Genomic DNA, 14,134 nt, shown 5'->3' on the forward strand with positions numbered 1-14,134 from the left:
ACAATTAGCGCGGGGTTTGTGTATGTTTAATGAATTATTTTACATGTAACACAAAGGACTCCGCGCAGGATATGCGTGAGAGGAGGAGGAGTCCGAGTAAAGCTGATTGTGTATTCATGACGTTAGTATTCACTTTTAATAACTAATTATGCTAAATGATTGACGTACAAAATATGTCTATGCCTAATATGTAACGCGACCAGCCGTCTGTGTCAACCCTAATTTGGTCAACGTGAAAAAGATGATAGCGTACTAGTGCTTCATTACAGTTAACCAGCGACATTATCAGCCAATATTGATTCGCTTTCAATTAATGAACTTACCTCTCAAAGTGCAAATAAACATCAATCTAAGTTGCTGCATCGATTATATTTTTATGTATCTGGATATAAATAATCGTATACTGCTATCACCCCATGTTAAGTAGATATATGACGATGATGTTGTCGAAAAAGAGTATTGAATATAACTTTAGTCGCATTTTTGCTTTAATCTTTGGCCTCACACTATATTTAGCGACTACGGCAGTTTTGGCTCAACCATCGCAACGTTTATTACTTTCCACCGATATCATTGCCGAAACTCAACAACTGAGCGCTCGAGAACAACTCGATGTGATCAGCAATATTAATACTCAAAGATCTGCAGACGCCAAAATACTCATTGATTCACTCGAGCAACAACACGCTAAACAACCACTAACCAATATAAATGCTCTGCGCTTAACACTATTACATTGTTTTAACTTATTAGAGTTTAATGAGTTTAACCAAGCAATCACCTTAGCAAAACAAGGTGAAATAAATGCTAGACAGTTTAAGTACGACACAGCTCGCCCCTACTTTATACAATGCCAAGCCGCTGCACATCAGAGCCTTGGTAATATACTGCAAGAGCAGCTTCTCACAGAGGAAGCACTACGTTTAGCCAAGCGTTATTCTGAAAAACAAGCTATTGTAAATAGTCTTTTTCTAAGCAGTAGTCAAAACACCAGCCTAGAAAACTATAACCAATCGATTGAGGATTTACGTTTAGCATTAGATATTTTTAGTGATGCTCAGGCACAATTTCAGGATTGGTATTTGGTCCCTAAATCATACTTGTTATCTGAAATTGCAAATGTATTTTTTTCAATGGGGGATCTCAAAGAGGCATTACACTTTGCTGAATTAACATATGAAGATTCATCTACTTTTGGCAAGCTAGAATTTGCATTTGCAATTAATTTAGCTCGTATCAGTATTACATTGAACAATAGAAAAAAAGTACTTTACTACCTCAAAAAAGCTGAGGCTGCAAATAGTAAAAACACCTCAGAAAGAGATTTAACCACCAGTAATTCCTTACTGGCAAGTGTTCACTTGTATGTTGGCGATTATGATATTGCTGAACAACTCGCTTTATCGAGCATCGAACTATTCAAAAAATACCAAGAACCAATCAACGTCATGCGCATCAAGCGTACATTAGCCAAAGTGTATTTTGCACAACATAAAGACAACCAAGCCTTGTCACTGCTAAATGAAATTATTGAGCAAGCCACTGAACTTGAGCAATTTTCGGATTTAGAGGAGTTTAACCAGATAATCAGTCAATATTACGCTGAACAAAATCAATTTGAATCGGCTTATCAATTTCAGGTGCAGCGTTTTGGTGCAGCTAAACAAGCTGCGGCCAAGTTAAACAATGCCCACTTTATGCAGTATAAAGCCAGAATAACAGCACAAAGTGAAGCCAGTACACCACCAGAGAAACCTGTCAGCAACATCAATCAAAATTTAACCATTACCGCCTTGATGATTTTGTTACTGTCTGTTGGATTAGTCCTATTTTTGGCCCGTAAACCACAGCGACTCAATAATGTGAATGCTCAAGAAGAAAGCCAGCAGCACCGTATAGACAATATGTTAGATAATGCCAAACAAGGGCACTATCAATTAAGTATGCTACTGATTAATATCAGTAATAACAATATTGAGGATATACCCTTTATTATTCCGCGGCTCAAAAATACACTTAGAGAGCAAGACCAATTGTTTCGGCATAATACTAATGAACTCATTATTATCTTGCCACACGCATCGTCAGTGGGGGCGGCAAGAGTCATAACCCAAATAGAGCAAGTACTTGGTGAATGGAAATCCGAGCTCAAAGTAAATATTGGTATGGCGAGTTTACAACAACTTGATACTTTTGAAGTACTCGTTAAAAAAGCAGTATTAAATCAATTAAATAAAATAAAATCTCAAGAGAAAAACAGTTCTAATGATGAAAACTAAATCACTAACCTTTGGTCAAATAATCAGAAATTTCATCTAAAAATTCGCCACCAAATCGGTCAAGCTTAATCTGCCCAACACCATTTACCGCGAGCATCTCGCCAGGGCTTGTGGGCAGCATCGCACACATCTCTGCGAGTGTTGCGTCGTTAAAGACTAAATAGGGTGGAATGTCATTTTTCTCAGCTAGTTCGCGACGCAGTAATTTTAATCGAGCAAACAACTTACGATCATACTGTTGCGGTGCACGTCCATTGGGTTTGCGCTTTACATCAATCAATTGAATCCGAGGTTCCGCTAACATTAGCGATAACTCAGCTTTAAGGATTGGTCTTGCGGCAGGGTTAAGCTTAATTGCAGAGCCGCGGGTAATATCCTGACTCATCAAACCTAAATGAATTAATTGGCGGATAACACTGAGCCAAAACTCAGTTGATTTATCTTTACCAATGCCCCATGTCGATAACTTATCATGGCCTCTATCCACTATGTTGGCCGCTTTTGAACCGCGCAATACTTCAATTACATGGTGGATACCAAAACGTTGCTGTAAACGATAAATACAAGACAGTACTTTTTGCGCATCTTCAGTACCATCATATCGCTTGGGTGGATCAAGACAGATATCACAGTTACCACAAGGTTTTGATGCCACTTCATCAAAGTAGTTTAACAACACTTGGCGACGACACGTTTGCGCTTCAGCAAATGCTGCCATGGTATGCAATTTATGAAATTCGACTTGTTGTTGAGGCCCAGGTTCAGATTGCTCAATCAAATGCCTAACCCGGCCTATATCGGCAGGATCAAATAACATATAAGCTTCTGCATCTAAACCATCGCGGCCTGCACGGCCTGTTTCTTGGTAATAAGCTTCAATGCTTTTAGGAATATCGTAATGCACCACAAAGCGTACGTTAGATTTATTAATCCCCATGCCAAAGGCCACCGTAGCCACCACAATATCGATTTGATCTTTTAGAAATTTATCTTGAACGTTACCACGCTCTTCCTGGCTCAAACCGGCATGGTATGCTTGAGCATTAAATCCTTGTAAGCGTAAACGCTCGGCCACCTCATCAACTCGACGACGACTGCTGCAATACACAATCCCACTAGTGCCATTTTGAATAGTTAGAAACTGACGTAATTGATTAGCCGCATTAAGCTTTTCAGCCACGGTATAACGGATATTTGGACGGTCAAAACTCGACAACAAGGTATAAGGGGTTACCCCTAAGCGCTCGCAAATACTCAAACGCGTGGCATGATCTGCGGTTGCAGTTAAGGCCATTAAAGGTAAGTAAGGAAAGTATTCTTTTAACTGCCCTAATGCCGCATATTCAGGTCTAAAATCATGGCCCCATTGGCTAATACAATGGGCTTCATCAACTGCAAACATTGAAACATCAACCGATTGCAGACGCTCAATAAAATCAGGACGCAAAAGTCGCTCTGGAGAGACATACAACAATTTAATCTCACCAGCATGTAATTTACGTAACACCTCAGCACTTTGCTCACGCGGTAAAGATGAATTGAGATAAGCAGCTGACACACCACTTTGCAGTAAACTGTCGACTTGGTCTTTCATTAACGAAATTAATGGCGACACCACCACGGTCACACCAGGCAACACAATAGCAGGCAATTGATAGCACATACTTTTGCCGCCACCGGTAGGCATAATCACTAAGGTATCTTGGCCCTGTAAACTTTGCTCAATGACTTCTCGCTGCCCTTCACGAAAGGCGCGATAACCAAAAACTTGCTGCAGGCTCGCGGCAAGTACATCTTGCTCTGTCGTCAACACATCTGAGGACGCAATATTGGTCGAAATCGGAGTATCCATTAACAACATCATCATTCAAAGGGCACTCATTTTAAAGCACTGAGCCACAGATGTCTTGAACCAAAACACCTTTGCGTTGTTTTCATCCAAGATAGATGATTGAGTCGACGCCACTTTAGGGTTAGATTAAATACTCTATGGCAGTAAGTCTCCCCTATAAATAACAACGATAATAAGAATAAAACGACAAGGATTGCTCATGACCACATCTATTCAAACTCAAGCTTTACAGCAAGTTGCTGATGTTTTTGATCAACATGTTCCATTTCATAATTTACTCGGTTTAGATATCAAACACTACGACATCAATGGGGTTGAAGTGGTGATAAAAATGAAACCCGAGCTTATCGGCAATATTCATCAAAATATTCTTCATGGTGGTGTCACTGCGACATTACTTGATGTTGTCGGCGGACTGACAGTATTTGCCGGGCTAGTTGCCAGTAGAGAAGATTGGACTCTTGAAGAATTACAACAACGCTTAACCACCTTAGGCACTATTGATATGCGGGTCGACTTTTTACGTCCCGGTCGGGGTGAAATCTTCACTGGCACTGGCACGGTTATTCGCTCTGGTAATCGTGTATCCGTTTGCCGGATGGAATTACACAATGAACAAGGTGTTCACATCGCATTTGGGACTGGCACATATATGGTGGGCTAAACGGTCATTATCGCAATATATAACTGACACTCTAGCGATAAAAGAAATCGCTTAAGCACTTGTGTCATTCTAGGGGGCGACCTACAATCGCCCTCTCTTTTAGTTCTCCCCACTGTTGACTTACTATGCCTGATTTAGAATATCGTAAAGGGGTGCTTCTCGCCATTTGCGCCTACACCATCTGGGGTATTGCCCCGCTTTATTTCAAGTTATTACATCATGTCCCTGCCACCGAAATATTAATGCACCGTGTCATTTGGTCATTTATATTCATGGTTATTTTGATGCAATTTATTGGTGGATTTAGCCGTTTACGTTTGATTTTAAAACAGCCCAAGCAATTATTAATATTGCTGATCACCTCAATATTAATTGCCGCTAATTGGCTGATTTTTATTTGGGCAGTCAACAACGACCACATGCTCGATGCTAGCCTAGGCTATTTTATCAACCCGCTGTTTAACGTCTTATTGGGAATGGTATTTCTGGGTGAGCGTTTGCGAAAATTGCAATGGGTTGCAGTGGCGTTGGCCAGTATAGGAGTACTAGTGCAGTTGATCTCTTTTGGCTCTATTCCGCTTTTATCATTAGCCTTGGCAGCCAGCTTTGGGTTTTATGGTTTACTGCGCAAAAAAGTTAATATTGACGCAAAATCAGGTTTATTAGTCGAAACAGCAATCTTGTTACCTATCGCTCTGGGTTATCTATTCATCACCTTAGACAGTTCGACAACGAGCATGCTAACCAACACTCTCGACCTGAATTTACTCCTAGTCGCTGCGGGTATTGTCACAACGATTCCGTTACTGTGTTTTGCGGGTTCCGCTGTCAGAATTCCATTTTCGATTTTAGGTTTTTTCCAATATATTGGCCCAAGTATCATGTTCATCTTAGCGGTAAAACTGTTTAATGAACCGTTTGATATCGAAAAAGGCATTACCTTTGGATTTATTTGGGGCGCGTTAGTTATCTTTGTTGGCGACATGATATTGCAACGTCAACGACGTAACGCCTTAGCCAAAGCGTCAGCATAATAAGCTCTACAATGGGAAAATGAAGTCACTCAAAGCACTGATGCTTCACCCACAAAAAAGCCGAATGATTTTATACTCATCCGGCTTTTTTATGTGTTAACGGCCTTGTTACTTCTACAAATCTAACGCAAGAATTTTTGAACGACGCTGATAGTTATACAGCTGTTTTTTCTTATTCGGCAGTTCTTCAACATCAACAATATTAAAGCCATGCTCTAAAAACCAATGGATACTACGGGTCGTTAACGCAAATAGACGTGAATAACCACGCACGCGAGCTTGGCCAATAATGTTATTAAGCAAAATGCTACCACGATCAGCATCGCGATAATCAGGATGAACCACTAAACACGCAAACTCACCCGCATTGTCTTCTTCAAACGGATACAAAGCTGCACAACCAATCACTAAGTTGTCGCGCTCAACCAGCATAAACTGTTCAATTTCCATCTCGAGTTGCTCGCGTGAGCGACGCACCAAAATGCCTTGCTCTTCCAATGGGCGAATAAGGTTTAAGATACCGCCTATGTCGCTAATAGTCGCTCTACGTAAACGTTCGGCGCTTTGGGTAACAATTTGGGTACCAATCCCTTCGCGTGAAAACAACTCTTGCAGTAACGCACCATCTTCTAAATAACTGACTAAGTGGCAACGAGGTACACCTCGGCGGCATGCTTCAATACTGGCTTTTAAGAATGCAACGGTGCCAACTGAAGTATGGTCATCTACAGCCATCGTCTTAAGCATTTCTTCAATATCGTCCGGCATCAGCTCGGCAATCACTTCACCATTTTTACCGATAAGGCCGTTGGTATCACTAAAACCAATAATCTTATCGGCCTTTAACTTAATCGCTACTTGGGTCGCAACTTCTTCAGCGGTCAGGTTAAAGCTTTCACCTGTAACAGAAGCGGCAATTGGCCCCATTAATACAATACCGTTATTGTCTAATTGACGACGTAAGCCTTGCGCATCAATACGGCGCACCTTGCCACTTAAACAAAAATCGACACCGTCATCTACACCTAATGGTTGTGCAATAACAAAATTACCACTCACAAGGTTTATTTGCGCATTTTGCATTGGCGTATTGCCCAAGCTCATCGACAACCTAGCAGTAATATCAAATTGAGTCGCCCCAGCAACCTGCTTGATAATCTTCAGGGTTTCATCATCGGTAATACGAATACCATTGTGATATGCCGGTTCAATTCCAGCCGCCTTTAAACCTGCGTCAATCTGTGGTCTTGCTCCATAAACTAATACCACCTCAATCCCAAGTGAATGCAACAAAGCCACATCATTTAAAATACCGCGGAATTGTGGGTGCGCTAATGCTTCACCACCCAACATAACGACAAAAGTTTTACCTCTATGAGCATTAACATAGGGTGCAGAATGACGAAATCCATCAACTAATTCAGTGGTTCTCACGGGCAAATTCACCTCGGTATAGGTTTGATGTTCATTAATGACGATGACAATAAATGCCACATGACGGTTTGCTGTATCAAAAAAGAATGGTATTGCATTTTAATTCACTTTTAAAGCATTTTATTTCACTTCAAGTAAAACACAGTGTCTCAATTTATTATGAAAAAATCATTACAGCCAAAAAGTTAGCTTGTTTTAGCCGTTAATAATACTTTACGCATTTAATTATGATATTTGCATCACATCTGTATAGCAATATTTCAACATAATGGCGATATGACCATGCGGAAATGGCTCAATAAAATCCAATGACATTAGCCATGCACCTCGTGACATAAACAACTGCTGTATAGACTAAATTCAGAACCTGACTAACGGTGTTTACTCAGCTGATTATTGTTCGATTCAGTATAGACTATTTTCAAACAGGCATAAAAAAAGCCCCAATTAAGGGGCTTTTTTAAGAATCAAAAATCAATTACTTGATTTTAGCTTCTTTGTACATAACGTGCTGACGAATGACTGGATCAAATTTCTTGATTTCCATTTTTTCAGGCATGTTACGCTTGTTCTTTTCAGTAGTGTAGAAGTGACCAGTTTTAGCACTAGATACTAATTTGATCTTCTCACGATTACCTTTAGATTTAGCCATTTTCTATTATACCTTCTCGCCACGGGCACGAAGTTCTTTAACAATCACTTCAATACCTTTCTTGTCGATAATACGGATACCTTTAGTAGATACACGTAATTGCACGAAACGCTTTTCTTCTTCTAACCAAAAACGGTGGTTTTGTAGGTTAGGTAAAAAACGACGACGAGTCGAATTTTTTGCGTGCGAACGGTTGTTACCAACCATTGGCTTCTTGCCAGTTACTTGGCATACTCTTGACATGTCAATCTTCTCCAAAACAAATTTTTAACGCTCGAGCATTAATGTGCCTCGTATGGCCGTCGCCCGAGGCACAAAGAGGGCGCATTTTATACACGATTGACCATAGAAGATCAAGCAGTGTTTATACAATCCACCCACGCTCGGCAAAGGAGACTATCTCCTGATCACCTACAACCATATGATCTAACAAAGAAACATCTATGGTTGCCAATGCATTTTTTATTCGCTCAGTTATTCGCCGATCAGCCTGACTTGGCTCTGCAATGCCAGACGGGTGATTGTGACACACAATTACCGCTGCCGCTTTTTTCTCCAAAACAAGGCTTACAACCTCGCGAGGATAAACAGAAGCAGAATCGATGGTGCCACGAAATAATTCTACAAATTGAATGACTCTATGTTGGGTATCCAACAATAGTAAGGCGAACACTTCATAGGATCGGTCTGCCAATTGTCTCATTAAATAGTCCCGAGTTAAATCAGGATTTGTCAAAATTTGCCCTCTTTGTAGATTTTCATGAGCAATTCGCTTAGAAATTTCCGCTGCAGCCTGTAATTGAGCATATTTTACCGGCCCAACACCGGCTAATTTACATACTTGGCTTTTAGGTGCGCTCAGTAAACTGCGCAAACCACCAAACTGATTAATCATGTTTCGGGCTAAATCGACCGCATTTTGCCCTGCCAGACCATTACGTAATATCACCGCAAGCAATTCTGCATCCGAAAGATGCCCTGCACCTTTGAGCAATAATTTTTCTCGCGGTCCTTCTCCTTGTGGCCAATCTTTAATTCCCATGAATGTCCCTTATATTCAATGTGGCGATGCCATTAAACGTATTAAGTCGACTCTGAATAACAAAAACAACACAGAATCAGCAAGCGCAGTACCAATAACGAATTGTTGTCTTTTTCAAAAATAGAGTTCGAATTGCTTATACCAATCTCATTAAATATCTGATCAGTTCAGAGTCTCTCAGGTTTTTTAATTCAAGGCGCATTGATGTAGAAATGGCTGTTCCCTTTTAAATCGATGCAACACAGAAGTGGAATACCTGAGAGACTCCTTTCTGGCGGGTTTCAAAGTACTTTATGCTTCGTTAGATGTTTTCAAAATAGAATCACTATTCGCTTCAATCATCTGCCTTGCCTACAGCACTTTGAACTCCCGCTGAAAGATCACATATTTAATAGGATTGGTATTACACAGTATGGTCGATATTTTTGAGATTGGATCTGCGCAAATTGTCATAGGTTTGTGATATTGTTAGCCGCAATTAGGTTTGAGTCGGATAATGTGCATCATGCTGACAAATAAAAAAGTATTACTCGGAATTGGTGGCGGTATTGCCGCATATAAAAGTGCAGACTTGATCCGCCGATTAAAAGAGCGTGGCGCAGACGTGCGTGTCATCATGACTCAGAGCGCTATGGAGTTTATCACCCCATTAACCATACAAGCGCTCTCAGGCCATCCAGTAGCCTCAGATTTGCTCGATCCCGCAGCAGAGGCGGCTATGGGTCATATCGAACTCGCTCGTTGGGCTGATGTTGTATTGCTTGCACCTGCTACGGCAAATTTAATGGCACGTATTAATGCCGGCATGGCAGATGACTTGTTAACAACCACCTGTTTAGCGACCAGCGCCCCCGTCATTGTTTGCCCTGCAATGAACCAGCAAATGTACCAAAATATTGCGACCCAAGAAAACATGGCTAATTTAGCCCGTAAAGGCTTTACCATTTGGCAACCCGCCTCAGGTAATCAAGCATGCGGTGAAGTCGGCCCTGGCAGAATGCAAGAACCCGTGGTGATGGCAGAACAACTGATACAATTTTTTGGCCCCAAGATATTACAAGGTCATCAGTTACTCATTACCGCAGGGCCAACGCGTGAAGCGATTGACCCAGTGCGCTATATCTCCAACCACAGCTCAGGAAAAATGGGTTTCTCTATAGCCCAAGCAGCTGCGGAAATGGGCGCAACCGTCACATTAGTCTCAGGTCCGGTTAATCTAGCCACCCCAGCAGGTGTTACACGCATTGATGTGGGTTCAGCACAACAAATGCTTGATGCTGTGATGGAACAGGTTGAACAACATGATATTTTTATTGGTTGCGCCGCAGTAGCTGATTATCGGATTGCTGACGTTGCGGATCAAAAAATAAAAAAATCGGCTGAACAAATGCAACTTGCGCTAGTGCGGAATCCTGATATCTTAGCCACGGTAGCTCAGCACACTCCTCGTCCATTCACTGTAGGCTTTGCAGCAGAAACCAACGATGTAGAGCAATACGCCCGTGGCAAACTTCAACGCAAAAAGCTTGATATGATTGCCGCCAATGATGTTTCTATTCAAGGCTTAGGCTTTAATGCCGATAGCAATGCACTACAGGTATTTTGGCAAGACGGCAGCCAACAACTGCCCGCAACAGACAAACTGACACTGGCGCGCCAATTACTTACATTGATAGAAAAACAATTAAAAAAATCATGAAAACACCCATTGAACTAAAAATTATCGACTCACGTATAGGCAGTGAATTTCCATTGCCAGCTTATGCGACACCCGGTAGCGCAGGCATGGATTTACGTGCCATGATCGACAGCGCAATGGTCATTGAGCCAAATCAAACTGTATTGATTCCAACAGGTATCGCCATTCATGTGGCAGACCCAGGCCTTGCCGCTGTGATTTTACCGCGCTCAGGCATGGGCCATAAACATGGCATTGTTTTGGGTAATCTAGTCGGCTTAATTGACTCCGATTACCAAGGACAGTTAATGGTGTCATGTTGGAACAGAAGTGATAAACCATTTACTCTCGAAATTGGCGATCGATTAGCCCAATTGATGTTTGTACCCGTTGTACAGGCAACGTTTACCGTAGTGGATGAGTTTAATAGCTCAGATCGTGGAGAAGGCGGTTTTGGTCATTCAGGCACCAAATAACCTTTTCAAGTAGTCACTGAGCCAAGGAACAGATAATGGCTGAAAGCCCTAAAATAAATCGTCGTGAGCATATTTTACAATGCTTAGCACAAATGCTCGAAACCAGCCCAGGTCAACGTATAACAACAGCAAAGCTCGCCGCCGAAGTGGGCGTGTCAGAAGCTGCACTGTACAGACACTTCCCCAGTAAAGCGCGGATGTTCGAAGGCTTAATCGAATTTATTGAAGATGCGATTTTATCACGCTTAAACATCATCATGGACGAAGAAAAAGACACCATGACCCGCTGCCAGTTGGTATTACACCTGCTATTAGTATTTTCTGAACGTAACCCAGGCATCTCAAGGGTGCTTAATGGCGATGCCTTGCTAGGTGAAAACGAGCGTTTACGCAGTAGAATTGACGTATTATTTGCCAAAATAGAAACACACATCAAACAAATTCTACGTGAAAAAACCTTGCGTGAAGGCGTAGGCTTTAATATCGATGAAGCTATTTTAGCTAACTTGTTGCTAGCCTTTGCAGAAGGACGTATTTCACAATTTGTCCGCAGTGAGTTTAAACAAAAGCCAACACAACACTTTGATGAACAGTGGACGTTTATTCAACAGCAATTGTTAAGAAGTTAATATCGCATCAATAAAGGATGCTAGTTCGGTCCTTTTGCTGCCAATGCTACTTACTCTTCCTTTACCCTTAAACCGTATCAGATCGAATATTTATACCACATAAAAACGAAGTAAGAACGAACGATTAAACAAGGATGTCTCATGATTTTCACCAAATACCTAACCATTATGTTACTTGTCTGTGGTGGCCTATTCACCCATGCATTTGCAGCAGAAAGCCTTTCTACTGCACGACTATTTAGCCGAGGGGCTGAATTTAGCAATGTAAAAATATCTCCAACAGGCGACTATATTAGTGCAATAACCAAACATAATGGTAAAGACAAGCTACTAATATTAAATGCAAAAACAAAACAAATACATCACGCGATATTTTTCCCTGGCAATGCCCAAGTAGGTAATTACGCTTGGGTCAATAATGAAAGAATCGTACTGCAAAAAGAATATTTAAAAGGTTGGAGTGACGTACCGCTGTATTATGGTGAGCTAATGGCTGTTAATGCCGATGGCTCAAGAGCAACTTACCTTTTTGGTTTTAATAGCGGCGAGCAACAAACTGGTTCACATCTAAAGAAAAATACCCCCATAAGAGCAACGGCATTTATTTTAGATCCCCTTCCCGATGACGACCGCTATATGCTCGTCAATGCAATCCCATGGAATGAGTCTAATTCTTTAAACTATGAATTATCACAGACTGTATACCGTGTAGATTTATACAAAGGGTTCCGCAGAAAAGTCACCACTTCGCCTATAGGTTACTCTCGATTTTTAACCGATCACGATGGTGAAGTACGCTTTGTTGCAGGCGAAGATGAAAACAACATAACAAAAGTATTTTATCGTCAAGACCGCGAATGGCTTAACACCGATAACCTCAAACTCAATTTGGATGATTTCTACCCAATATCTTTTGCCGAAAATAAAAACAGTATTTATGCAGCGGCTCGGGTAAAAGGCGAAACCTTAGGGATTTATGAAATCAATCTAGAAACAGGTGAAAAAACGCAAATTATTAAAGATGACAAAAGTGATCCCAGTAATTACTGGATAAACCAAGCTACCAAAAAACTCTATGCAGTTGAATTTGAAAATGGTTATCCGTCTTACGCTTTCGTCAATCCAGAAGACAGTCATTCAAAATTGCTAAAGCAGTTGCTCGCATCATTACCTGGCCATCAAGTTCGTATTGTTAGCGAAACTCGTCATTCAGAAAAACTCATCGTGGTGGCATTTAACGATCGAAATCCCGGTGATTATTATATATTTGATACCAAGGCCATCACACTCCAACACTTAGCCTCTGCCAAGAAATGGCTCGACCCAGCGCGAATGTCAGAAGTGAAGCCAATTAGTTTTACCAGCCGAGACGGTAAAGTCATTAGCGGCTATTTAACATTACCTTATGATAAAGAAGCGAAAAACCTCCCTCTTGTAGTCAATCCCCATGGTGGTCCGCATGGAGTAAGAGATGAATGGGGGTTTAATACTCAAAACCAAATGCTAGCAAATCAAGGGATGGCTGTATTACAAGTCAATTTTCGTGGTTCAGGTGGTTTTGGACAAAACTTTGAACAAGCTGGATTCCAAAAATGGGGTTCAGAAATACAATATGACATTCTCGATGCCACTCATTATGTCATTGAGCAAGGTTATGTAGATAAAAACCGTATCTGTATTTCTGGTGGTAGTTTTGGTGGTTATAGTGCATTGCAAAGCGCAATACTTGAACCCGATCTGTTCAAATGCGCTATCGGTTTTGCAGGGATTTATAATTTAGAACTGATGTTCGATGAAGGAGATATTGCAAATAGTGCTTCGGGTACTAGTTACCTTAAAAATGTTTTAGGTCAAAATAGTGAAGTACTAAGGGCGATGTCTCCCTCAGAAAATGTAGATAAGCTGAAAGCAAACTTGCTTCTAGTGCATGGCGGTGACGATGAACGAGCGCCCATTGAACAACTAGAATCACTAGAAAAAGCCCTTAAAGCACATGATTATCCCTATGAAAAACTGGTGATGGATGATGAAGGCCATGGTTTCTACAATGATGACAATCGTGCCCAATATTATGAAAAAATGCTTCTATTTCTTAAAAAGAACCTAAACATTAAATCGTAATGAGCTAATGAGCTAATGAGCTAATGAGCTAATGAGCTAAAAAATATTATATCAACAAGCCGATACCCGGCAAACGGGGGTCGGCTTTTTTTGTACCTGCGTTATGACTTTCAAGCAAATTCAACCGCGCAAAGAGGCCAACCAAACGGGTATCAACATAAATTGGAAGTCGTAATATACGTCCATATTTCCACCTCATCTCAATGAATAAATAATGAGTACGTATTGCTCCGACCACTTGAATTAAATACAATACCGTTACATTTTTAACAT

General features: G+C 41.0%; 12 protein-coding genes. 7 read left to right on the forward strand and 5 right to left on the reverse strand.

Features of this window, described 5'->3' with window-relative positions; translation table 11 throughout:
* The first annotated feature begins 431 nt into the window (after positions 1-431).
* The gene (locus CXF88_RS19835; RefSeq protein ID WP_101088517.1) at positions 432-2,279 is read left to right on the forward strand and encodes a diguanylate cyclase; all 1,848 of its coding nucleotides are present in this window, start codon (positions 432-434) and stop codon (positions 2,277-2,279) included.
* 4 nt (positions 2,280-2,283) lie between these two features.
* Here the strand turns inward: CXF88_RS19835 and recQ are convergent, their stop codons facing one another.
* Entirely contained in the window at positions 2,284-4,131 is a 1,848-nt protein-coding gene (gene recQ, locus CXF88_RS19840) for a DNA helicase RecQ (RefSeq protein ID WP_192116157.1), read from the reverse strand.
* Positions 4,132-4,330: 199 nt separating this feature from the next.
* Here recQ and CXF88_RS19845 point away from each other — a divergent pair, with 199 nt between their 5' ends.
* On the forward strand, positions 4,331-4,795 hold the full coding sequence (locus CXF88_RS19845) for a thioesterase family protein (protein WP_101088518.1): 465 nt from the start codon (positions 4,331-4,333) through the stop codon (positions 4,793-4,795).
* A gap of 125 nt (positions 4,796-4,920) precedes the next feature.
* The gene (gene rarD, locus CXF88_RS19850; protein ID WP_101088519.1) at positions 4,921-5,829 is read left to right on the forward strand and encodes an EamA family transporter RarD; all 909 of its coding nucleotides are present in this window, start codon (positions 4,921-4,923) and stop codon (positions 5,827-5,829) included.
* 114 nt (positions 5,830-5,943) lie between these two features.
* Here the strand turns inward: rarD and argA are convergent, their stop codons facing one another.
* The 4 genes from argA to radC all read right to left on the reverse strand — a co-directional run bounded on the left by argA (position 5,944) and on the right by radC (position 8,957).
* Positions 5,944-7,263, reverse strand: coding sequence for an amino-acid N-acetyltransferase (gene argA, locus CXF88_RS19855; RefSeq protein ID WP_011639235.1), 1,320 nt, complete (start codon positions 7,261-7,263; stop codon positions 5,944-5,946).
* Between the two features lie 478 nt (positions 7,264-7,741).
* Positions 7,742-7,915, reverse strand: coding sequence for a 50S ribosomal protein L33 (gene rpmG, locus CXF88_RS19860; protein WP_011494790.1), 174 nt, complete (start codon positions 7,913-7,915; stop codon positions 7,742-7,744).
* Positions 7,916-7,921: 6 nt separating this feature from the next.
* Positions 7,922-8,158, reverse strand: coding sequence for a 50S ribosomal protein L28 (rpmB, locus tag CXF88_RS19865; protein ID WP_011639236.1), 237 nt, complete (start codon positions 8,156-8,158; stop codon positions 7,922-7,924).
* Between the two features lie 121 nt (positions 8,159-8,279).
* Entirely contained in the window at positions 8,280-8,957 is a 678-nt protein-coding gene (radC, locus tag CXF88_RS19870; RefSeq protein ID WP_101088520.1) for a DNA repair protein RadC, read from the reverse strand.
* Positions 8,958-9,459: 502 nt separating this feature from the next.
* Between radC and coaBC the strand changes: the two genes are divergently transcribed.
* The 4 genes from coaBC to CXF88_RS19890 all read left to right on the forward strand — a co-directional run bounded on the left by coaBC (position 9,460) and on the right by CXF88_RS19890 (position 13,861).
* A complete protein-coding gene (coaBC, locus tag CXF88_RS19875; RefSeq protein ID WP_101088684.1) occupies positions 9,460-10,656 on the forward strand; it encodes a bifunctional phosphopantothenoylcysteine decarboxylase/phosphopantothenate--cysteine ligase CoaBC in 1,197 nt (398 codons plus the stop codon).
* Entirely contained in the window at positions 10,653-11,111 is a 459-nt protein-coding gene (gene dut, locus CXF88_RS19880; RefSeq protein ID WP_101088521.1) for a dUTP diphosphatase, read from the forward strand. The genes coaBC and dut overlap by 4 nt, the downstream gene beginning before the upstream one ends.
* Positions 11,112-11,146: 35 nt before the next feature.
* Positions 11,147-11,740 carry a nucleoid occlusion factor SlmA gene (gene slmA / locus CXF88_RS19885; RefSeq protein WP_011639240.1) on the forward strand — a complete coding sequence of 198 codons (594 nt, stop codon included), beginning with the start codon at positions 11,147-11,149 and terminating at the stop codon, positions 11,738-11,740.
* Between the two features lie 168 nt (positions 11,741-11,908).
* A complete protein-coding gene (locus CXF88_RS19890) occupies positions 11,909-13,861 on the forward strand; it encodes a S9 family peptidase (protein ID WP_242445218.1) in 1,953 nt (650 codons plus the stop codon).
* Positions 13,862-14,134: the final 273 nt, after the last annotated feature.

Origin of the sequence: Shewanella sp. ALD9 (assembly GCF_002836315.1) — a bacterium.
In the GTDB taxonomy this organism is placed as follows: domain Bacteria; phylum Pseudomonadota; class Gammaproteobacteria; order Enterobacterales; family Shewanellaceae; genus Shewanella.